This window comes from Pseudomonas chlororaphis subsp. piscium (assembly GCF_003850345.1).
GTDB lineage: Bacteria > Pseudomonadota > Gammaproteobacteria > Pseudomonadales > Pseudomonadaceae > Aquipseudomonas > Aquipseudomonas piscium.
This window is the reverse complement of record NZ_CP027707.1, coordinates 1,984,781-2,002,793: the sequence shown is the minus strand read 5'-3', so window position 1 is coordinate 2,002,793 and position 18,013 is coordinate 1,984,781. Positions and strand designations below refer to the sequence as shown.

21 protein-coding genes are annotated in these 18,013 nt (G+C 60.8%); 2 read left to right on the top strand and 19 right to left on the bottom strand.

Annotated elements, in window-relative coordinates:
• Positions 1-3 precede the first annotated feature (3 nt).
• The 4 genes from C4K38_RS09155 to C4K38_RS09140 all read right to left on the bottom strand — a co-directional run bounded on the left by C4K38_RS09155 (position 4) and on the right by C4K38_RS09140 (position 3,164).
• Complete coding sequence (locus C4K38_RS09155; protein ID WP_053278071.1) at positions 4-567, bottom strand: DUF1285 domain-containing protein; 564 nt, start codon at positions 565-567, stop codon at positions 4-6.
• A 21-nt stretch (positions 568-588) separates the two neighbouring features.
• Positions 589-1,191, bottom strand: coding sequence for a DUF4823 domain-containing protein (locus C4K38_RS09150; protein WP_009042857.1), 603 nt, complete (start codon positions 1,189-1,191; stop codon positions 589-591).
• 226 nt (positions 1,192-1,417) lie between these two features.
• The gene (locus C4K38_RS09145; protein WP_025804332.1) at positions 1,418-2,386 is read right to left on the bottom strand and encodes a GTP 3',8-cyclase MoaA; all 969 of its coding nucleotides are present in this window, start codon (positions 2,384-2,386) and stop codon (positions 1,418-1,420) included.
• A 139-nt stretch (positions 2,387-2,525) separates the two neighbouring features.
• A complete protein-coding gene (locus C4K38_RS09140; protein WP_007928069.1) occupies positions 2,526-3,164 on the bottom strand; it encodes a TetR/AcrR family transcriptional regulator in 639 nt (212 codons plus the stop codon).
• 78 nt (positions 3,165-3,242) lie between these two features.
• Here C4K38_RS09140 and C4K38_RS09135 point away from each other — a divergent pair, with 78 nt between their 5' ends.
• Positions 3,243-4,376 carry an aminotransferase class V-fold PLP-dependent enzyme gene (locus C4K38_RS09135; RefSeq protein ID WP_053278070.1) on the top strand — a complete coding sequence of 378 codons (1,134 nt, stop codon included), beginning with the start codon at positions 3,243-3,245 and terminating at the stop codon, positions 4,374-4,376.
• Between the two features lie 217 nt (positions 4,377-4,593).
• Here the strand turns inward: C4K38_RS09135 and C4K38_RS09130 are convergent, their stop codons facing one another.
• The 12 genes from C4K38_RS09130 to C4K38_RS09075 all read right to left on the bottom strand — a co-directional run bounded on the left by C4K38_RS09130 (position 4,594) and on the right by C4K38_RS09075 (position 14,479).
• A complete protein-coding gene (locus C4K38_RS09130; RefSeq protein WP_053278069.1) occupies positions 4,594-5,379 on the bottom strand; it encodes a TatD family hydrolase in 786 nt (261 codons plus the stop codon).
• Between the two features lie 81 nt (positions 5,380-5,460).
• Positions 5,461-6,447: a DNA polymerase III subunit delta' gene (locus tag C4K38_RS09125; protein WP_053278068.1), complete on the bottom strand. Its 987-nt coding sequence runs from the start codon at positions 6,445-6,447 to the stop codon at positions 5,461-5,463.
• The gene (gene tmk / locus C4K38_RS09120; RefSeq protein WP_053278067.1) at positions 6,440-7,072 is read right to left on the bottom strand and encodes a dTMP kinase; all 633 of its coding nucleotides are present in this window, start codon (positions 7,070-7,072) and stop codon (positions 6,440-6,442) included. The genes C4K38_RS09125 and tmk overlap by 8 nt, the downstream gene beginning before the upstream one ends.
• A gap of 19 nt (positions 7,073-7,091) precedes the next feature.
• A complete protein-coding gene (gene mltG, locus C4K38_RS09115; protein ID WP_053278066.1) occupies positions 7,092-8,312 on the bottom strand; it encodes an endolytic transglycosylase MltG in 1,221 nt (406 codons plus the stop codon).
• Between the two features lie 3 nt (positions 8,313-8,315).
• Complete coding sequence (gene pabC / locus C4K38_RS09110; protein WP_053278065.1) at positions 8,316-9,131, bottom strand: aminodeoxychorismate lyase; 816 nt, start codon at positions 9,129-9,131, stop codon at positions 8,316-8,318.
• Positions 9,131-10,375 (bottom strand): beta-ketoacyl-ACP synthase II, encoded by a 1,245-nt coding sequence (gene fabF / locus C4K38_RS09105; protein ID WP_053278064.1) that lies wholly within the window; start codon positions 10,373-10,375, stop codon positions 9,131-9,133. Before fabF ends, pabC begins: the two co-directional genes overlap by 1 nt.
• Before the next feature lie 111 nt (positions 10,376-10,486).
• Positions 10,487-10,723 (bottom strand): acyl carrier protein, encoded by a 237-nt coding sequence (gene acpP, locus C4K38_RS09100; protein ID WP_003175607.1) that lies wholly within the window; start codon positions 10,721-10,723, stop codon positions 10,487-10,489.
• Between the two features lie 196 nt (positions 10,724-10,919).
• Complete coding sequence (fabG, locus tag C4K38_RS09095; protein ID WP_053278063.1) at positions 10,920-11,660, bottom strand: 3-oxoacyl-ACP reductase FabG; 741 nt, start codon at positions 11,658-11,660, stop codon at positions 10,920-10,922.
• 16 nt (positions 11,661-11,676) lie between these two features.
• On the bottom strand, positions 11,677-12,615 hold the full coding sequence (gene fabD, locus C4K38_RS09090) for an ACP S-malonyltransferase (protein WP_053278062.1): 939 nt from the start codon (positions 12,613-12,615) through the stop codon (positions 11,677-11,679).
• 126 nt (positions 12,616-12,741) lie between these two features.
• Positions 12,742-13,752, bottom strand: coding sequence for a phosphate acyltransferase PlsX (gene plsX, locus C4K38_RS09085; RefSeq protein ID WP_081001446.1), 1,011 nt, complete (start codon positions 13,750-13,752; stop codon positions 12,742-12,744).
• 3 nt (positions 13,753-13,755) lie between these two features.
• On the bottom strand, positions 13,756-13,938 hold the full coding sequence (gene rpmF / locus C4K38_RS09080) for a 50S ribosomal protein L32 (RefSeq protein WP_003179396.1): 183 nt from the start codon (positions 13,936-13,938) through the stop codon (positions 13,756-13,758).
• 13 nt (positions 13,939-13,951) lie between these two features.
• Positions 13,952-14,479, bottom strand: coding sequence for a YceD family protein (locus C4K38_RS09075; protein ID WP_009047832.1), 528 nt, complete (start codon positions 14,477-14,479; stop codon positions 13,952-13,954).
• 105 nt (positions 14,480-14,584) lie between these two features.
• Here C4K38_RS09075 and C4K38_RS09070 point away from each other — a divergent pair, with 105 nt between their 5' ends.
• Entirely contained in the window at positions 14,585-15,163 is a 579-nt protein-coding gene (locus tag C4K38_RS09070) for a Maf family protein (protein ID WP_053278060.1), read from the top strand.
• A gap of 55 nt (positions 15,164-15,218) precedes the next feature.
• Here C4K38_RS09070 and sppA read toward each other — a convergent pair whose 3' ends face one another.
• From sppA to rluC, 3 genes are read right to left on the bottom strand one after another with little or no spacing between them, the layout of a single operon-like run.
• Positions 15,219-16,208, bottom strand: a complete 990-nt coding sequence (sppA, locus tag C4K38_RS09065) for a signal peptide peptidase SppA (protein WP_053278059.1) — start codon at positions 16,206-16,208, stop codon at positions 15,219-15,221.
• An 18-nt stretch (positions 16,209-16,226) separates the two neighbouring features.
• On the bottom strand, positions 16,227-16,889 hold the full coding sequence (locus tag C4K38_RS09060; RefSeq protein WP_025804343.1) for an HAD-IA family hydrolase: 663 nt from the start codon (positions 16,887-16,889) through the stop codon (positions 16,227-16,229).
• Positions 16,879-17,835 (bottom strand): 23S rRNA pseudouridine(955/2504/2580) synthase RluC, encoded by a 957-nt coding sequence (rluC, locus tag C4K38_RS09055; protein WP_007928042.1) that lies wholly within the window; start codon positions 17,833-17,835, stop codon positions 16,879-16,881. The genes C4K38_RS09060 and rluC overlap by 11 nt, the downstream gene beginning before the upstream one ends.
• Positions 17,836-18,013 lie beyond the last annotated feature (178 nt).

The window sequence follows — 18,013 nt, the reverse complement described above, 5'->3', positions numbered from 1 at the left end:
AACTCAGGGCTCCAGGCCGATCGGGAAGAACACCCCACCACTCCAGACGCCCAGCCAGTTCTGACCGTCGATCGGACGGCTCACCGCCAACTCCACCAGTTGGTAGAACACGTTGCGGTGCACCAGCGCTTCCAGGTTGCTGCGTACATGAACGTAAGGCGCCGGCTCCTGGGTCTGCGGATCGATCACCACCCGCAGCGGGTGTTCGCTACCGGCGCTGACCTGCTCGTCGACATTGGTGGTAAAGCGCAGGAGCTGGGCCTCGCCCTCCCCTTCGACTTCCAGGGTGACGGCGACAAAGGGCGCGTCATCGATCTTGATGCCGACCTTTTCCACCGGGGTGATCAGGAAGTAGTCGTCACCATCGCGGCGAATGATGGTGGAGAACAGCTTGACCATGGGTTTGCGGCCAATGGGGGTGCCCAGGTAGTACCAAGTGCCGTCGCGGGCGATACGCATGTCGATATCGCCACAGAAGTCGGGATTCCACAGGTGGACCGGCGGCAAGCCCTTCTCCGCCTTGGGAATCTGCGCCAACAGATCATTGGCTTTGCCCGGACCACTCATGCTGCTCTCCTCGTGCTTGGCTTAATCACTCAAGCCTAACAGGCTGCGGGCGTATTGTTCGAGCGGCGGGCCAAGCAGGTCTTCCGGCTTGTTGTCGTGGAACGTCAGTAAACCGCCACGACTGCGAATCCGCGCGGTGTCGATCAGGTATTGGGTACTGGTCTCGATCAGCATGATCTGAATCACGCCGTTGTCGATCCCCAGGCGATCCACGGCTTCCTGGTCGAACCATTCATCGGAGTTGCCGATGCGGTCGTCGGCCTTGGCGAAACGGGTGTACAGCAGGTAATGCGCCCCCACCTCACGGGCTTCGGCCATGGCCTGGTCCAGGCCTTCCGGCGCCCGGGCGCGGCGGACCATGGGGAAGTATTCGATAAAGCCCTTGAAGGCTTCCTCGGCCACCACGTTGGGACGCGGGTAGGCGCTGCCCGGCGGCGCAAAGGCGCCCTGGGCGATGAAAATGAACGAGTCCGGCTGAACGCGGAACGAGTTGGAGCGCTGGGTATTACTGTGATCGAGGAACCCCGCATCACTCATGTGATAGCGAACGCCCTCGCCCATATCGCTGACATTCATGCAGCCACCGAGCCCCAAAAAAGCCAGCAGCAAAACCAGGCTACGCATCCTTCCCTCCAGAAGCCGGTGACGGAAAACCGGCGAATGGCCACGAGATGCAGCTTCCGCGCCAGCTCGGGCGCCTGTAGCTGCTGCGGCAGATTACGCAGCAGCTGCAAACCCGCTGAATGCGATTGGTCTGAGAGAAATGGATTGTCTGGATTGGCGAGGGCTTCGCCCTCGATCGCAGCCTGCGGCAGCGGCTACAGGGGACGGGGATCAAGGAGATGGAGGTTTAGCCGCCGATGATTTTCATCACGGTCGCACCACCGGAGAACGCCACATCCTGCTTGTCGCCCAAGGCTTTGACCAGCAGGCGCTGCAAGGCCGGCAAGGCTTGATGGCGCGGCTTGTCCAGCAGGTCGCCGACGTAATGCCGGTTGCTCGACGACAGGCAACCGTGCAGCCAGCCGGTGGATGACAGCCGCAGGCGCGAGCAGGTCCGGCAGAACGGCACGCTTTCGTTGGCGATCACGCCGAAATGGCCCTGCCCCGGGATTTCATAACGCACCGCAGTGGCATCCACCGGTGCATCGGCCTGCAGGTATTCGTAGCGCTCGCCGATCAGGCTCAGCAACTGCTGCAGGCTGACGAACTGCTGCAGGAAGGCGTTGGAATCACTGGCCAGATGGCCCATGCGCATCAGCTCGATAAAGCGCAGTTCATAGCCACGCTCCAGGCAGTAGTCGAGCAGCGGCATTACCTGATCCAGGTTCTGCCCGCGCAGCGGCACCATGTTGACCTTGATTTTCATGCCCGCCGCGCGAGCCTGGTCCATGCCGTCGAGCACCGTCGCCAGATCGCCGCCACGCGCGATGCTGCGGAAGGCCGAGGCATCCAGGGTGTCGAGAGAAACGTTGATGCGCCGGATACCGGCATCCACCAGCAGCGGCAGCTTGCGTGCGAGCAACTGGCCGTTGGTGGTCAGGCTGATGTCTTCCAGGCCCATCTGCCCCACTGCCGCCATGAAGGCTTCGAGTTTCGGGCTGACCAGGGGCTCGCCGCCGGTGATGCGCAGGCGTTCGATGCCCGCCGCCTCGATCAGGTAGGCCACGCCGCGCGCCATGGCTTCGGCCGACAACTCGTCCTGGGCAGCCACCAGCCGCTTGCCATTGGGCACGCAGTAGGTACAGGCGTAGTTGCAGGCAGAAGTCAGGCTGATACGCAGATTGCGAAAACGCCTGCCTTGACGGTCAACGATCATGGATGACTCCGGCGAAGGAAGAGTGAACCGACCAAAACCTGACTCAAAAATCAGGTTTTGGCAAGTCCCATGCCTGAGTATATTCCTGGGACACTGCGCCATATAGAGAAATCATGGCGCCATAAGGCGACTGAATGAATCAGCTGCCGGAGCTATCGGGGTCGCGCTTGCGCTTGTTGCCCATGCGCACGCCGATGTCCATCAGGAACTGGAAGAAGCCTTCCTGGTCTTCCAGCACATTGCTCCAGAACGGCGAGTGGTACAGCGCCACCGCGCCGTGCACCAGCGCCCAGGCTGCGCAATAGTGGAAGTAAGGCGGCACGTCTTCGAGCTTGCCTTCGCTGATGCGGCCCTTGATCAACAAGGTCAGGCGTTCGAAGTTGGAAGCACGGATCTTGTGCAGCTCCTCGACCATTTCCGGAACCTGGTTGCCCTTGACCACCTTCTCTTCCAGGCGATCGAACAGCCGGTAACGCTGTGGATCACGCATGCGGAATTCGAAGTAGGCCCGGGACAAGGCTTCCTTATCCTTGTCGACATCGGCAGAGTGCAGCAGCTCGTTCAGGTCGCGCTCATAATCGAGCATCAGGCGCAGATAGATCTCCGCCTTGGACTTGAAGTGCTTGTAGATGGTCCCTTTGCCGATACCAACGGCATCAGCGATCATCTCGACGGTGACGCTGTCTTCACCTTGATCGAGGAACAGCTTGAGCGCGGTATCGAGAATTTCTTGCTCACGGCGACGAAACTCACGGACCTTACGAGGTTCTTTCTGCATAAGAAAAGGTCTGTCGGGGTCAAAATCGAAGCCGCGTATTATGCCTAAATTGCGCCAAAATGCACGGATCATCCGACCATGACTATGTTTCTTGATGAATTTGTACAGGCCCCGGGCCTGCGTTATTTAAACCATGCAGCTGTCGCACCCTGGCCGAATCGAGCCGCCGAAGCCGTGGCGCGCTTCGCCAAAGAGAACGTTTTACTGGGCGCGCGGGACTATCCGGACTGGATGGCCCTTGAACAACGCCTGCGCGAACGCCTGATGCGTCTGCTAAATGCACCGTCAACGGATGACATCGCGCTGGTCAAAAATACTTCGGAAGCGCTGTCATTCGTCGCCTTTGGCCTGTCCTGGGAAAAAGGTGACCAGATCGTCATCAGCGACGAAGAATTCCCCTCCAACCGTATTGTCTGGGAAGCCCTGGCCAGCCAGGGCGTGGAAGTGCTTCAGGTCAGCCTCAAGGGCGAGGATCCGGAAGGCGCGTTGCTGGCCGCCTGCGGGCCGCGCACCCGGCTGATGGCGATCAGCGCGGTGCAATTCGCCAGTGGCCTGCGCCTGGACCTGCAGCGCCTGGGCGCCGGCTGCAAACAGCAGAATGTGCTGTTCTGCATCGACGCCATCCAGCAGCTGGGTGCCCAACCCTTCGATGTCCAGGCCTATCAATGCGACTTCGCCATGGCCGACGGCCACAAATGGATGCTCGGGCCTGAAGGCCTCGGCGTGTTCTATTGCCGCAGCGAGCTGCGCGCGCAGCTCAAGCTCCATGAGTTCGGCTGGCACATGCTGGAACACATGGGCGATTACCGCCGCAGCGAATGGGAACCCGCCAAAAGCGCCCGACGCTTCGAGTGCGGCAGCCCGAACATGCTCGGCGCCATGGCCCTGGAAGCCAGCCTGTCGTTATTGGAAGAAGTGGGCATGGAGCATGTGGCGACATTGATCGCCGAACGGGTGCAGTGGCTTCAGGACGGCTTGAACGCTATCCCTGGCGTACGCCTGCACACCCCGCTCAACCCCGCTCGACGCGGCGGAATTTTTTCGTTCAGTATCGATGGCATCGATAATCAGGTGGTTTATGAGGCGCTGCAACAGCAGCAGGTGGTGTGCATCCCCCGCGGCCCCGGGGTTAGATTTTCACCGCATTTCTATACCGAAAAACGTGTGATCGACGAAACTCTCGCCATCGTGGCGGAAATCGCCCGGCAATGAGAACTCAAGCGAAGCGCTCGTATTCCAAATTTGTTTAAAAAACGAGCAAGGCCAACTGGACTGAATTCAATAGTGATCAATACTTGAAGTGTCGGCGTGACATCTCCCCCAAGTGAAGCGCCGATGAAGGTACCAAGGGATGGCGTGCCTTTGTTTTACTCCTAATGGTCTTAACCCGGATTCACCCCCCAGAACCCGGGTTTTTTTTGCCCGCAATTCAGCCCTTGACATGCGCCAGCGGGAACAGACGCTTGAAGTTCTCGGTGGTCTGCTCGGCAAAACGCTCGTAGGGCTCCCCACGCAGCATGGCCAGGAACTCGGCGACTTCGCGCACGTACTGCGGCAGGTTGGGCTTGCCGCGATAAGGAATCGGCGCCAGGTACGGCGAATCGGTTTCCACCAGCAAACGGTCGGCCGGCACCTGGCGCGCCACGTCCCGCAACGCGTCGGCATTGCGGAAGGTGACAATCCCGGACAGGGAAATATAGAACCCCAAATCCAGCGCGGCCTTGGCCATGTCCCAGTCTTCGGTGAAACAGTGCAGGACCCCGGCTTGCGGCAACGCCGCTTCGCGCAGCAGGGCCAGGGTATCGGCGCGCGCGCCACGGGTATGGACGATCACCGGCTTGCCGGTCTGCTGGGCGGCTTGCAGGTGCAGGCGGAAGGACTCCTGCTGCAACTGCGCCGCCTCCGGCTCGTAGTGGTAATCCAGGCCGGTCTCGCCGATGGCCACCACCCGCGGGTGGTTCAGCTCCTGCAGCAGCCAGTCGAGGGCTGGCGCGGCGCCGGGCTGGACATCCAGGGGATGGACACCGACCGAGCAATCGACATCGTCATAACGTTCGGCCAGGGCTTTGACGTCGGCCGCGTTGTCGGCACTGACGCCAATACACAGGAAATGCCCGACACCGCGCTGACGAGCCGCGTCCAGGGCGGCATCAAGGGAGCCGTCGTGCGCGGCGAGGTCGAGGCGATCGAGGTGACAATGGGAATCTACAAGCATAAGAAGCGACAACCACATTCGGTCAATGAACAAGCCGGCCCGAGCGGCAGCCGGCGATTCGGTTGGTTTCCAGGCGCCGCCTCAGTTGCGGGCAGGCAGTGCGGCCCACTGCACCAGCAAGGCTTCGAGCAACAGCACACGGTTGAGGTTGGCCTTGTTCAACACCTTCTGGCGTTGCGCAAGGATCCAGTCCTGGATCTCCAGAACCTTGGCCTGGGAGGATTTTTGCGCGAGGTACTGCACCACTTTGCGCATATCGGCCAACCCCAGCCCCTCCTCGTCCTGCGTCAGTTGATAACGCAGGATCAGGCTCGACCAGTCGCAGAACCAGTCGAACAACAGCAACAAGGGTATCGCATTCCAGCCTTCGGCCAGTTGGGTCGGCGATTGCTGCTGCTTGAGCAACTTCTTCACCCCATCGACCACCTGCGCCCGCTGCTCGCGCGCGCCCTGGGCTTGCAGGCTGACAGCCGCCAGAGGCGAACCGGCGGCCAGGGTCAACAGTTCGACCCGCTCCTCTTCCGAGCAATCCGGCAGGGCCTTGCTCAGCCATTGCAGGCTCATGGCCTCACTGGGCAGAGGACAGGCCTGCTGCACGCAACGACTCTTGATGGTCGGCAGCAAACGGCTCGGCTGGTGGCTGACCAGCAGCAACACCGTATCACCGGAGGGCTCTTCGAGGCTTTTCAGCAGCGCGTTGGAAGCGTTGATGTTCATCGACTCCACCGGCTCGATCAACACCACCTTGCGCCCACCCAACTGCGCGGTCTGCACCACGAAGCTGACCAGCTCGCGCACCTGGTCGACCTTGATCGCCTTGTCCGCTTCCTCCGGCTCCAGTACGTAGTTGTCCGGGTGGCTGCCGGCCTGCAGCAGCAGGCACGACTTGCACTGCCCGCAGGCATCCAGCCCGGCCGGGCGCTGGCACAGCAAGCACGCCATCAGGCGCTCGGCCAGCGCACGCTTGCCGATACCCGCCGGACCATGGAGCAGATAGGCATGGGCATGCTGGGCACGGCCCGCCAGTTGCTGCCAGAGCTCGTCCTGCCAGGGAAAGGCCTCAGCCACGGTGCAGCTCCAGCAATTTCGGCAACAGGGCGTCCAGCGCTTGCTGGACCTGGGACAGCGGTTGCGAGGCATCCACCAACAGGTAACGCGCCGGATCGGCCGCCGCACGCTTCAGGTAGGCCTGGCGTACCGCGTCGAAGAACACCCGGCCTTCCAGCTCGAAACGATCCAGGCGGCCACGGGCACTGGCGCGCGCCAGCCCCACTTCGACCGGCAGGTCGAACACCAGGGTCAGGTCAGGCCGCAGCTCACCCTGAACGAACTGCTCCAGGGTCGCGATGCGCTCGACGGACAAACCACGACCACCGCCCTGATAGGCGTAGGTGGAATCGGTAAAACGGTCGCACAACACCACTGCGCCACGGGCCAGTGCCGGGCGAATCACCTCGGCCAGATGCTGGGCGCGCGCGGCGAACACCAGCAACAGCTCGGTATCGGGATTCATGACCTCGTCACCGGGGGTCAGCAGCACCTCGCGGATCCGCTCGGCCAAAGGCGTGCCGCCCGGCTCGCGGGTCAGCAGCACCTCGATGCCGGCGGCGCGCAGGCGCTCGGCCAGGTATTCACGGTTGGTGCTTTTACCCGCGCCTTCCGGGCCTTCCAGAGTAATAAACAAGCCAGTCACAGGCAGTCCTTAATCAAAGTCATTGCGGGCTTTTCGGCTCGGGCTCGACGGGAGTTTCGACCGGTGCTTGCGGCGGTACTTTCGAGTTCACTTGGGGAGCCTCCTGAGAGGGCTCCTCAGGGGACTCCTGCGGAACCACCTCGGGCGCCGTATCGGGCGACGCCGCCGGAGTCGACTCCGGAGTCTCGGAAGCCGCCGGGCTGCCCGCCGGTGCCGGGCTGGAACGATAATCGGCGCGACGCTTGAGCTGGAACTCGCGCACGGCATTGTTGTGCGCATCCAGATCGTCGGAGAACACATGGCTGCCATCGCCACGCGCCACGAAATACAGACTGCTGCCCGGCACCGGGTTGAGCGCGGCATGGATCGCCTCGCGACCGACCATGGAGATCGGGGTCGGCGGCAAGCCACTGATCACGTAGGTGTTATAGGGGGTCGCTTCCTTCAACAGAGCGCGGGTCAACTTGCCGTTGTAACGCTCGCCCAGACCATAGATCACCGTCGGATCGGTTTGCAGCAACATGCCAACCTGCATGCGGCGCACGAATACCCCGGCAATCTGTCCGCGCTCCTGGGGCACGCCGGTTTCCTTCTCCACCAGCGAGGCCATGATCAACGCCTGATAAGGCTCGGTATAAGGCACATCGGCCGAGCGCTTGTTCCATTCCTTGGCCAGCACCTCGTCCAGGCGGCTGTAGGCTTTTTCCAGCAGCTCGGCATCGCTCATCCCGCGCACGAAACGATAGGTATCGGGAAAGAACCGGCCCTCGGGGAAAACGCCGCCATGACCGAGTTTTTCCATGACTTCGCTGTCACTCAACCCATTCAGGGTCTGTTCGAGCTTGTCATGCCTGGCCAGCGCGGCGCGCACCTGACGGAACGTCCAGCCTTCCACCAGGGTCAGGCTGTACTGCACCACTTCACCGCGCTGCCAGACCCCGATCAGGCCTCGCGCGGTCATCCCCGAGGTCATGCGGTATTCGCCGCTGTGCAGCGGCTGCCCTTCCATATTGAAGCGCCAGTACAGGCGCAGCCAGAACGCGTCCTTGAGAACGCCATTGGCTTCCATACGGTTGAAGGTACCGCCTGGCGTCGAGCCGGCTGGCACATCGAGCAATTGCTCTTGAGTCAGGTTGAGAGGCTGCTCCAGCGCCGAATTCAACTTCCAGGCCGAAGCGCCCAGCGCCAGACCTGCCAGAACCAGTCCGGTCTCCAGCAGAAGCAATAGTTTACGTCTCACAAATCAGGCATCCAGTAGCGTGCGGGCAATGCGTTGCAGTTTACGGGTGAGTCGTCCGGCCGACCAGCGCAGCGCGCCACAGGCAAGCACCGGCCAAATGCCATAAACGCTGTTGCAGACAAAGACTTCGTCAGCCTGTTGCAACTGTTCGAGACTGATGTCGGCGATTTCCGTGGGGATCCCCAACGACGCGGCCTGAAACAATATTTCAGCGCGCATCACTCCGGCGACGCCACAACGGCTCAAGTCGGCCGTGAACAAGGCACCGTCGCGCACCAGGAACAGATTGCTGAACACCCCCTCGATCACCCGTCCGGAAAGATCGAGCATCAAGCCTTCGGCATGCTCACTGTCCTGCCACTCGGAACGGGCGAGAACCTGTTCCAGTCGGTTGAGGTGCTTGAGGCCGGCGAGCAGGGGCTGCTCGGACAGGCGGGTGGTGCAAGGGAACAGTCGAATTCCCTGCTCGGCATGCGCCGCTGGGTAAGTGGCTGGCGCATTACCCTGGAGAATTCGCCGCGGCTGCGCCCGCGGGTCGGCGGCATAACCGCGCTGGCTGTCGCCACGGGTGAGGATCAGCTTGAGCACGCCCTCCCCCAGCAGCGAGGCGTAGGCCGTGAGTTCGCTGCGGATCAAGGCTTGATCGGCAGCGATGGCCAGGCGTGAACAGCCCTCGGCCAGACGCAGCAGATGCCGCTCCAGCAACAAGGGCTGGCCCGCCCTCACGGCGATGGTCTCGAACAGCCCATCGCCATAAGCCAGGCCGCGGTCCTTGAGCGACAGAACGTCAGCCGGCTGACCGTCGACCCAGCTGTCCATCAGCCGGCGAACCGGCGGAACACCAGGGAGCCGTTGGTACCGCCGAACCCGAAGGAGTTGGACAGCACCACGTCGATGTCCATGTTGCGCGCGGTGTGCGGCACGAAATCCAGGTCGCAACCTTCATCCGGCTCATCGAGGTTGATGGTCGGAGGCGCTGCCTGGCTGTTGATCGCCAGCACGCTGAAGATGGCCTCGATTGCGCCCGCCGCGCCCAGCAGGTGGCCAGTCATGGACTTGGTGGAGCTGACCGCCAGCTTGTAGGCGTGATCGCCGAACACGCTCTTGATCGCCTCGGCTTCCGCCAGGTCACCGGCAGGCGTGGAGGTGCCGTGGGCGTTGATGTACTGCACCTGCTCAACGTTCAGCTTGGCGTCGCGCAGCGCATTGGCGATGCAGCGCGCCGCGCCGGCGCCATCGGCGGGTGGCGAAGTCATGTGGTAGGCGTCGCCGCTCATGCCAAAACCGATCAGTTCGGCATAGATGGTCGCGCCACGGGCCTTGGCGTGCTCCAGTTCTTCGAGCACCAGCGCGCCGGCACCGTCGGACAGCACGAAGCCATCACGGCCTTTGTCCCAAGGGCGGCTGGCACGGGTCGGCTCGTCATTGCGGGTCGACAGCGCGCGGGATGCGCCAAAGCCGCCCATGCCCAGGCCGCAGGCGGCCATTTCAGCGCCACCAGCGATCATCACGTCGGCTTCGCCATAGGCAATGTTGCGGGCCGCCATGCCAATGCAGTGGGTACCGGTGGTACAGGCCGTGGAAATGGCGTAGTTCGGCCCCTGGGCACCCAGATGGATGGACAGGAATCCGGAAATCATATTGATGATCGAGCCAGGCACGAAGAACGGAGAAATTCGACGCGGGCCGGATTCATGCAGCGTGCGACTGGTTTCTTCGATATTGGTCAAACCACCAATACCCGAACCCATGGCAACGCCGATTCGCTCACGGTTGGCATCGGTCACTTCCAGGCCGGCATTACGCACCGCCTGAAAACCGGCCGCCAAGCCGTATTGAATGAACAGGTCGAGTTTGCGGGCCTCTTTGACCGACAGGTACTCCTCGACATTGAAGCCCTTTACCGAGCCGCCAAAACGGGTGGAATAGGCAGAAAGGTCGGTGTGTTCGATCAGACCAATGCCACTGCGGCCAGCCAGAATGCCCTGCCAACTGCTCGGAACATCCGTACCCAGTGGCGACAACATACCCATACCGGTGACTACGACGCGTCTACGCGACACAGCACTCTCCTTTTTTCTAATGACGACACTTTGCATCAGGCCTAAAGAAAAAACCGCACGCCGTTACGGCAGTGCGGTTTTTCCATGACAGCAAAAGACGACTAAATACGATTAAGCCTGGTGGCTGGTAACGTAGTCGATAGCTGCTTGAACGGTAGTGATCTTTTCAGCTTCTTCGTCAGGGATTTCGGTCTCGAATTCCTCTTCCAGAGCCATCACCAGCTCAACGGTGTCAAGGGAGTCGGCACCCAGGTCTTCAACGAAGGAAGCGGTGTTAACAACTTCTTCTTCTTTAACGCCCAGTTGCTCAGCAACGATTTTCTTGACGCGCTCTTCGATGGTGCTCATACCTTGTTTTCACTCCTAATGGACAAATTCAGGCAGCTGGCCAGTGGGTAAGTGTATAGAAAGGCTTTTCAGCTTTTCAACTGAAAGCTTCACTCCTCAAACCCTTTGGCCACCTGCCTATAAATTGATTGCAGCTTTATAACGGATTTTAGACAGCTCGTATGACATTTTTTTGAAGCAATCCGTCACATTTAACTCACATGTACATCCCGCCGTTCACCGGGATTGTAGCCCCGGTCACGTATGCCGCACCGTCGGACGCAAGAAAAGCGACCACTTGCGCGATCTCTTGAGCCTGCCCCAGACGACCCAGCGGAATTTGTGTTTGCAGCGCTTCACGCTGCGCGTCAGGCAAGTCGCGGGTCATGTCGGTATCGATGAAACCCGGGGTCACCGAGTTCACGGTAATCGACCGCGAGCCAACCTCACGCGCCAGAGCACGACTGAAACCTTCCAGACCTGCCTTGGCGGTGGCGTAGTTTACTTGGCCAGCGTTGCCCATGGCACCCACTACCGAACCGATACTGATGATTCGACCCCAGCGAGCCTTGGTCATGCCGCGCAGAACGCCCTTGGACAGGCGATACAGACTGTTCAGGTTGGTATCGATCACGTCGTACCACTCGTCGTCTTTCATGCGCATCATCAGGTTGTCACGGGTAATACCAGCGTTGTTCACCAGGATCGCCGGCGCGCCGAACTGCTCCTGAATGCTGGCCAGTACGGCAGCAACGGACTCGTCGCTGGTGACATTGAGCTCAAGGCCAGTGCCTTGAATGCCGTTTTCCTTCAACGTGGCAGCAATACCCTCGGCGCCCGAAGCGGAAGTTGCGGTGCCCACAACGATCGCGCCCAGGCGACCCAGCTCCAGCGCGATGGCCTGGCCAATACCGCGGCTGGCGCCGGTAACCAATGCAACTTTACCTTGCAGACTCATGCAGGCTTCTCCTAATTCAGGCCAACGCTGCGCGAGCGGCAGCGAAGGCATCTGGGGTATTCAGGTTAGAGGTCGATACGCCTTCGGCGCAGCGCTTGTTGAGACCCGCCAGGACCTTGCCCGGACCGCACTCGACCAGCTGGGTAGCGCCTTTGGCCGCCAGAGCCTGTACCGACTCCACCCAACGCACCGGCTTGTACAGCTGCTCCAGCAGGTCGCGCTTGAGGGTGTCGAGATCCGGCGCCACATCGGCGCTGACGTTCTGGACCAATGGAATCTGTGGTGCCTGCCAGTTGATGGCGGCAATCGACTCGGCGAAGCGCTCGGCGGCCGGACGCATCAGCTCGCAGTGCGATGGCACGCTGACCGGCAATGGCATGGCGCGCTTGGCGCCACGTGCCTTGCAACCCTCGATGGCGCGCTCGACAGCGGCCTTGGCGCCGGCGATCACCACCTGGCCCGGGGAGTTGAAGTTGACTGCACTGACCACTTCACCTTGCGCGGCTTCGGCACAAGCGGCCAGCACATCGGCATCTTCCAGGCCGAGAATCGCCGCCATGCCGCCCTGTCCTGCGGGAACGGCTTCTTGCATCAACTGGCCGCGACGCTCTACCAGCTTCACGGCTTCGCCCAGAGTCAGGCTGCCAGCGGCAACCAGCGCGCTGTATTCACCCAGGCTGTGGCCGGCAACGAATGCCGGGCGCGCGCCGCCTTCCGCCAGCCACAGACGCCACAGGGCGATGGAGGCGGTCAGAATGGCCGGCTGGGTTTTATCGGTTTGATTGAGCAGCTCTTCGGGACCCTCTTGGGTCAAGGCCCAGAGATCGTAGCCCAGAGCATCGGAAGCTTCTTTGAAGGTTTCGAGGATCAACGGGTACTGCGCGCCCAACTCGGCCAACATGCCGAGGGACTGCGAGCCCTGTCCTGGAAAGACGAATGCGAGGGATGCAGACATGTAACAAGCCCCTAATGATCTTGTCGTCGGAGAATTGACGCCACACCGCGGTGGACGCAAGAAACTGACAGTTGGATGGCCAATTGAACTGAGCGGTCACATTTAAGCATTTCCGAGCGCAAACGCCTAAAGCAACAGATCTTCGAGCCGGCCGTGCAGGCGCTCCGGGAGGTTTTCCTGGATCTCGATCAACGCCCGCTGAATCGCGCTCTGGAAGCCCTGAACCCCCGCCGAACCGTGGCTTTTCACGACTATTCCCTGCAAACCGAGAAAACTCGCACCATTGTGCCGCGCCGGCGCCAGATCGGCCTGCAGACGCCGCATCAGTGGCAACGCCAGGGCACCCACCACACGGGAAACCGCATTTTTCTTGAACAACGCCTCGATACGCGCCGCGATCATGGTCGCCAGCCCCTCGCTGGACTTGAGCAGGATATTGCCGACAAAACCGTCGCACACCACCACATCCGCCTCGCCGCGATACAAGCCGTCGCCCTCGACGAAACCGATGTAATTCAGACCCCGGGCATTCTGCAACAGGCTCGCCGCCAGCTTGACCTGCTGATTGCCCTTGATGTCTTCAGTGCCGATATTGAGCAATGCCACTCGCGGACGAACGATCCCCAGCGTCTCAGCCGCCACCGAACCCATGACAGCGAACTGGAACAGGTGCTCGGCGCTGCAATCGACGTTGGCCCCCAGATCCAGCAGCTGGCAATAGCCACGCTGGGTCGGAATAGCCGCCACCATCGCCGGACGATCGATGCCCGGAAGGGTTTTCAGCACATAACGCGACAACGCCATCAGCGCACCGGTATTGCCGGCACTGACACAGGCCTGGACCTTGCCATCGCGCAACAGCTCGAGCGCCACCCGCATGGAGGAATCCGGCTTGCCACGCAAAGCCTGGGAAGGTTTTTCATCCATGCCAATGACTTCAGCAGCGGGCACAACCGTCAGGCGCGCGCGATCCACAGTCGAATGACCGGAAATCAGTTCTTCTAGAAGGAAAGGTTGACCGACGAGGGCCAGGTGCAGCGAGGGGGTAGCAGACAGGCAAGCAAGGCTGGCCTGAACAATGCTGCGGGGACCGAAGTCCCCGCCCATTGCGTCAATCGCGATGACTTGAGCGGACAAGGATTACTCGTCAGCGCCCTTGTCGATCACTTTACGACCACGGTATACGCCTTCTGGCGATACGTGGTGACGCAGGTGAACTTCACCAGTGGTCTTTTCTACGGACAGGGTGCTAGCCTCGAGAGCGTCGTGCGAACGACGCATGTCACGGGCAGAGCGGGATTTTTTGTTCTGCTGAACAGCCATAATTGATTAACTCCTAAACGTTTGGGTCACGCTTTAACTGCGCCAATACACTGAACGGGTTGGACCGCGTTACCTCGTCCTCGCTCGGTTCGGGCTCATCGAGACCCGCCGGCTGCTGGCATTCTTCCGGATGATGAGCAGGCACGATGGGCAAGGCGAGCAAAAGCTCCTCCTCGATCAAAGCCTGCAGATCCAAAGGATCTTCGCCCAGTTCCAGCACGTCATAACCTTTCGGCAACGACTGGGTATTCGCACCCTCCTTCACCACAGCATAACTGCATTCGCTATGGATCGGCAGGGTGACCAGCTCAAGACAACGCTGGCAAACCATTTTGACTTCGACGTCGATGGAGCTGTGGATAACTACAGCTTTACGCTCGTCACGCTCGAAAACGAATTTAGCCTGCACCGTACCGACATTGTCGGAAAGCGGGTCGCAGAGTCTCTCCAAATCGGCCAGCAGCAGTTCACCTTGAAGGGTGGTGCCACGGTCAGCCAATTTGCGCGGGTCAACGTGAGGTGGAATCGGGTCATTCAACATAGGCGCAGCATTATAGGGATGCCCCCGGCCATGTCAAAGGAAATTCAGCCCTGTCCGTCACTTGCAAGCCCCGCTAGAATTCGCGGCCAGCCTCAGGAGATGCGCATGCTGCCTTTATTACTTGCCTCAAGCTCGGCCTACCGTCGCGAATTGCTCACCCGCCTGCGCCTGCCATTCACCTGCAGCTCACCGGATATCGACGAGAGCCACCGCCCCGGGGAATCCGCCACCGAGCTGGTCAAGCGCCTCGCCGAAGAGAAAGCCCGAGCGCTGGCCGCCACCCACCCAGGACACCTGATCATTGGCTCGGACCAGGTCGCGGTGCTCGGCGAGCGCATTATCGGCAAGCCCCACACTTTCGAAAAGGCGCGCGAACAGTTGCTCGCCGCCAGCGGCGCCAGCGTGACTTTTCTCACCGGCCTGGCCCTGCTCAACAGCAAGAGCGGCCGCTGCCAGGTCGAGTGCATCCCTTTCACCGTACACATGCGTGAGTTGAACCCCGCCCGCATCGAGCGCTACCTGCACGCCGAACAGCCTTATGACTGCGCCGGCAGCTTCAAGGCCGAGGGCCTGGGCATTAGCCTGTTCCGCAGCACCGAGGGCAGCGACGCCAGCAGCCTGATCGGCCTGCCACTGATCCGCCTGGTAGACATGCTGCTCGCCGAAGGCGTGGAAATCCCCTGACTGCCCACCCATAAAAAAGCCGGCCACAAGGCCGGCTTTTTTTGATGCAGCGCAATCAGCGCAGTGTCGGCCCCTGAAAGCCCATCCACATAGCCAGATGCTCGGCAACACTGGCACCCAGCTTTCTCGAGAAGCGATCGAAAGGCGACTCCTGAACAGTGAAATCCACCAACTCCTTCTCGCCGACCACATCCCGGGCAACCGAGCTGGCATTCCCCAGACCATCGACCAAACCCAGCTGCAGCGCCTGCTCGCCGGACCAGACCAGACCGGAGAACAGCTCCGGATGATCCTTGTCCTTGAGACGCTCGCCACGCCCTTGCTTGACGCTGGCGATGAACTGGCGATGAGTGGTATCCAGCACGCTCTGCCAGAACTGGGTTTCCTCGGGCTTCTGCGGCTGGAACGGGTCCAGGAACGACTTGTGCTCACCCGAGGTGTAGGTACGACGCTCCACACCCAGCTTTTCCATGGCGCCGACAAAACCATAACCGGCCGCCGTAACCCCGATGGAACCCACCAGGCTCGCCTTGTCGGCATAAATCTGGTCAGCAGCGCTGGCAATGTAGTAGGCGCCGGAAGCCCCCAGATCGGAAATCACCGCATAGACCTTGGTATCCGGATGCAGACCACGCAGGCGACGGATTTCGTCATAGACATAACCCGATTGCACCGGGCTACCGCCAGGACTGTTGATACGCAGCACAATGCCCTTGACTTTCGAATCCTCGAAAGCCGCACGCAAGCCGGTCACGATGTTGTCGGCGCTCGCCGACTCCTTGTCCGCGATCATGCCCGTCACCTCGATCAGCGCCGTGTAACCGGCACCGCGGGTAGCGGTTTTTTCCATATCCATCAACGGCGTAAACAGCGCCAGGGCCACAAGCAGATAAACAAAGGTCAGAAACTTGAAGAAAATCCCCCAGCGCCGTGAACGCCGCTGCTCTTGCACACCGGCCAGCAGGGTTTTTTCCAACAGTTTCCAGCTCTTGTCGTCAGCACTGTCGGCAGCCGATTTGCTCGGTGCTTTCCATTCGTCGCTCATGCCTTTACCCCAAAAGACTCAATTGCCCCGCTGGCTGAGCCAGGCATGCAATTGAGGAAAACTATCGATAGACAGGCGTGGCTCGTAAGCCTGCAAGGCCTCCAGCGATTGCGCGCCATAACTGACCGCAACCGATGCCATGCCTGCGTTGCGCGCCATCAGCAGGTCGAAGGAGGAATCCCCGACCATCAACGCCTGCTCGGGGCGCACCTCGCAATGTGCCAGGATCTGCTCGAGCATCAACGGATGAGGCTTGCTCGCGGTTTCGTCGGCAGCGCGGGTGATGTCGAAATAATCTTCCCAGCCATGAGCCTTCAACACTCGATCCAGGCCACGACGCGCCTTGCCGGTCGCTACCGCCAGATGATATCCCTCGCGCCGGAAAGCTTCGAGAGACTGCACCACCCCGGCAAACAACGGAGAAGGCTCAGCCTCGAGAGCGATGTAGTGATCGGCATAGTGCTGGCGGAAATCCACCAGCTCGGCATCGCTGATGTGCGGATACAGCGTACGGATCGCCTCCGGCAATCCCAGGCCGATGATGCCCTTGACCGCGAAATCATCGCACCGGGCAAACCCCGAGCGATCGGAGGCCACATGCATGGCCTCGACTATCCGACCAATGGAGTCGGCCAGGGTGCCGTCCCAGTCGAAGATCAGCAGCTTGTAATCAGGGTGCACTCAGGCGCTCCACAGTCTTGGCCCACATTTCATCCACCGGCGCCTGCAATTTCAGCTCGCCACCATCGGGCAGCGGCACGGTCAGCATGTAGGCATGCAGAAACAGACGCTTACCGCCCAGGTCACGAATTTCCTTGGTGAAATCGTCATCGCCGTACTTGCTGTCGCCAGCAATGCAATGCCCGGCATGCAAGGTATGCACACGAATCTGGTGGGTACGACCGGTCACCGGCTTGGCTTCGACCATGGTGGCGAAGTCACCGAAACGGCGCAGCACCTTGAATACGGTCAAGGCCTCCTTGCCCTCTTCGTTCACTTCGACCATGCGCTCGCCGGAACGCAGGTTGCTCTTGAGCAACGGCGCGCGGACCTGCTTGATCGAGGTCGCCCAGTTGCCGCGCACCAACGCCATGTAGCGCTTGTCGACACCATCGCCGCGCAAGGCTTCATGTAGATGGCGCAGCATGCTGCGCTTCTTGGCGATCATCAGCAGGCCGGAAGTATCGCGGTCGAGACGGTGAACCAGCTCCAGCTCCTTGGCGTCCGGGCGCAACTGACGAAAGGCTTCAATCACCCCGAAATTCAGACCACTGCCGCCATGCACGGCAATGCCAGCGGGCTTGTTGATCACGATCAGGGCTTTGTCTTCATAGACAATCGAAGCCTCCAGGCGCTGCAACAGCCCCTGCGCCACCGGCACAGGTTCGTCACGCTCCGGCACACGCACCGGCGGCACGCGCACGATATCGCCCGCCTGCAGCTTGTATTCGGGCTTGATCCGGCCCTTGTTCACTCGCACTTCGCCTTTGCGCAAAATGCGGTAAATCAAGGTCTTGGGCACGCCTTTGAGCCGAGCGAGGAGGAAATTGTCGATTCGTTGGCCGGCATATTCCGGCGAGACCTCAAGCAGTTGAACGCCTGGGGTCGAGGGGGCAGTAGTCGTCATGGCGCAAATGATAACAATTTTTTATGGAATTGAAGCACTTAATGATTACTGCTATAGTCGCGAACGCCGCCAAAAGCGGCCTGGACAGCGGACCAACGGCCAACAGCCGGCCCTGACCAACGCAATTCACCAGGATGCGAGGCCATCCTACGGGGCTTTCGCTACGAACGGTGGAGTT

Excerpts from the sequence above, each read along its gene's own strand:
- C4K38_RS09130 (WP_053278069.1), bottom strand. The coding sequence starts at position 5,379 with ATGCTTGTAGATTCCCATTGTCACCTCGATCGCCTCGACCTCGCCGCG.
- rluC (WP_007928042.1), bottom strand. The coding sequence starts at position 17,835 with ATGACGACTACTGCCCCCTCGACCCCAGGCGTTCAACTGCTTGAGGTC.
- C4K38_RS09140 (WP_007928069.1), bottom strand. The coding sequence starts at position 3,164 with ATGCAGAAAGAACCTCGTAAGGTCCGTGAGTTTCGTCGCCGTGAGCAA.
- C4K38_RS09145 (WP_025804332.1), bottom strand. The coding sequence starts at position 2,386 with ATGATCGTTGACCGTCAAGGCAGGCGTTTTCGCAATCTGCGTATCAGC.
- C4K38_RS09070 (WP_053278060.1), top strand. The coding sequence starts at position 14,585 with ATGCTGCCTTTATTACTTGCCTCAAGCTCGGCCTACCGTCGCGAATTG.
- C4K38_RS09150 (WP_009042857.1), bottom strand. The coding sequence starts at position 1,191 with ATGCGTAGCCTGGTTTTGCTGCTGGCTTTTTTGGGGCTCGGTGGCTGC.
- sppA (WP_053278059.1), bottom strand. The coding sequence starts at position 16,208 with ATGAGCGACGAATGGAAAGCACCGAGCAAATCGGCTGCCGACAGTGCT.
- C4K38_RS09075 (WP_009047832.1), bottom strand. The coding sequence starts at position 14,479 with ATGTTGAATGACCCGATTCCACCTCACGTTGACCCGCGCAAATTGGCT.
- C4K38_RS09135 (WP_053278070.1), top strand. The coding sequence starts at position 3,243 with ATGACTATGTTTCTTGATGAATTTGTACAGGCCCCGGGCCTGCGTTAT.
- fabD (WP_053278062.1), bottom strand. The coding sequence starts at position 12,615 with ATGTCTGCATCCCTCGCATTCGTCTTTCCAGGACAGGGCTCGCAGTCC.
- C4K38_RS09155 (WP_053278071.1), bottom strand. The coding sequence starts at position 567 with ATGAGTGGTCCGGGCAAAGCCAATGATCTGTTGGCGCAGATTCCCAAG.
- rpmF (WP_003179396.1), bottom strand. The coding sequence starts at position 13,938 with ATGGCTGTTCAGCAGAACAAAAAATCCCGCTCTGCCCGTGACATGCGT.
- fabG (WP_053278063.1), bottom strand. The coding sequence starts at position 11,660 with ATGAGTCTGCAAGGTAAAGTTGCATTGGTTACCGGCGCCAGCCGCGGT.
- pabC (WP_053278065.1), bottom strand. The coding sequence starts at position 9,131 with ATGGACAGCTGGGTCGACGGTCAGCCGGCTGACGTTCTGTCGCTCAAG.
- acpP (WP_003175607.1), bottom strand. The coding sequence starts at position 10,723 with ATGAGCACCATCGAAGAGCGCGTCAAGAAAATCGTTGCTGAGCAACTG.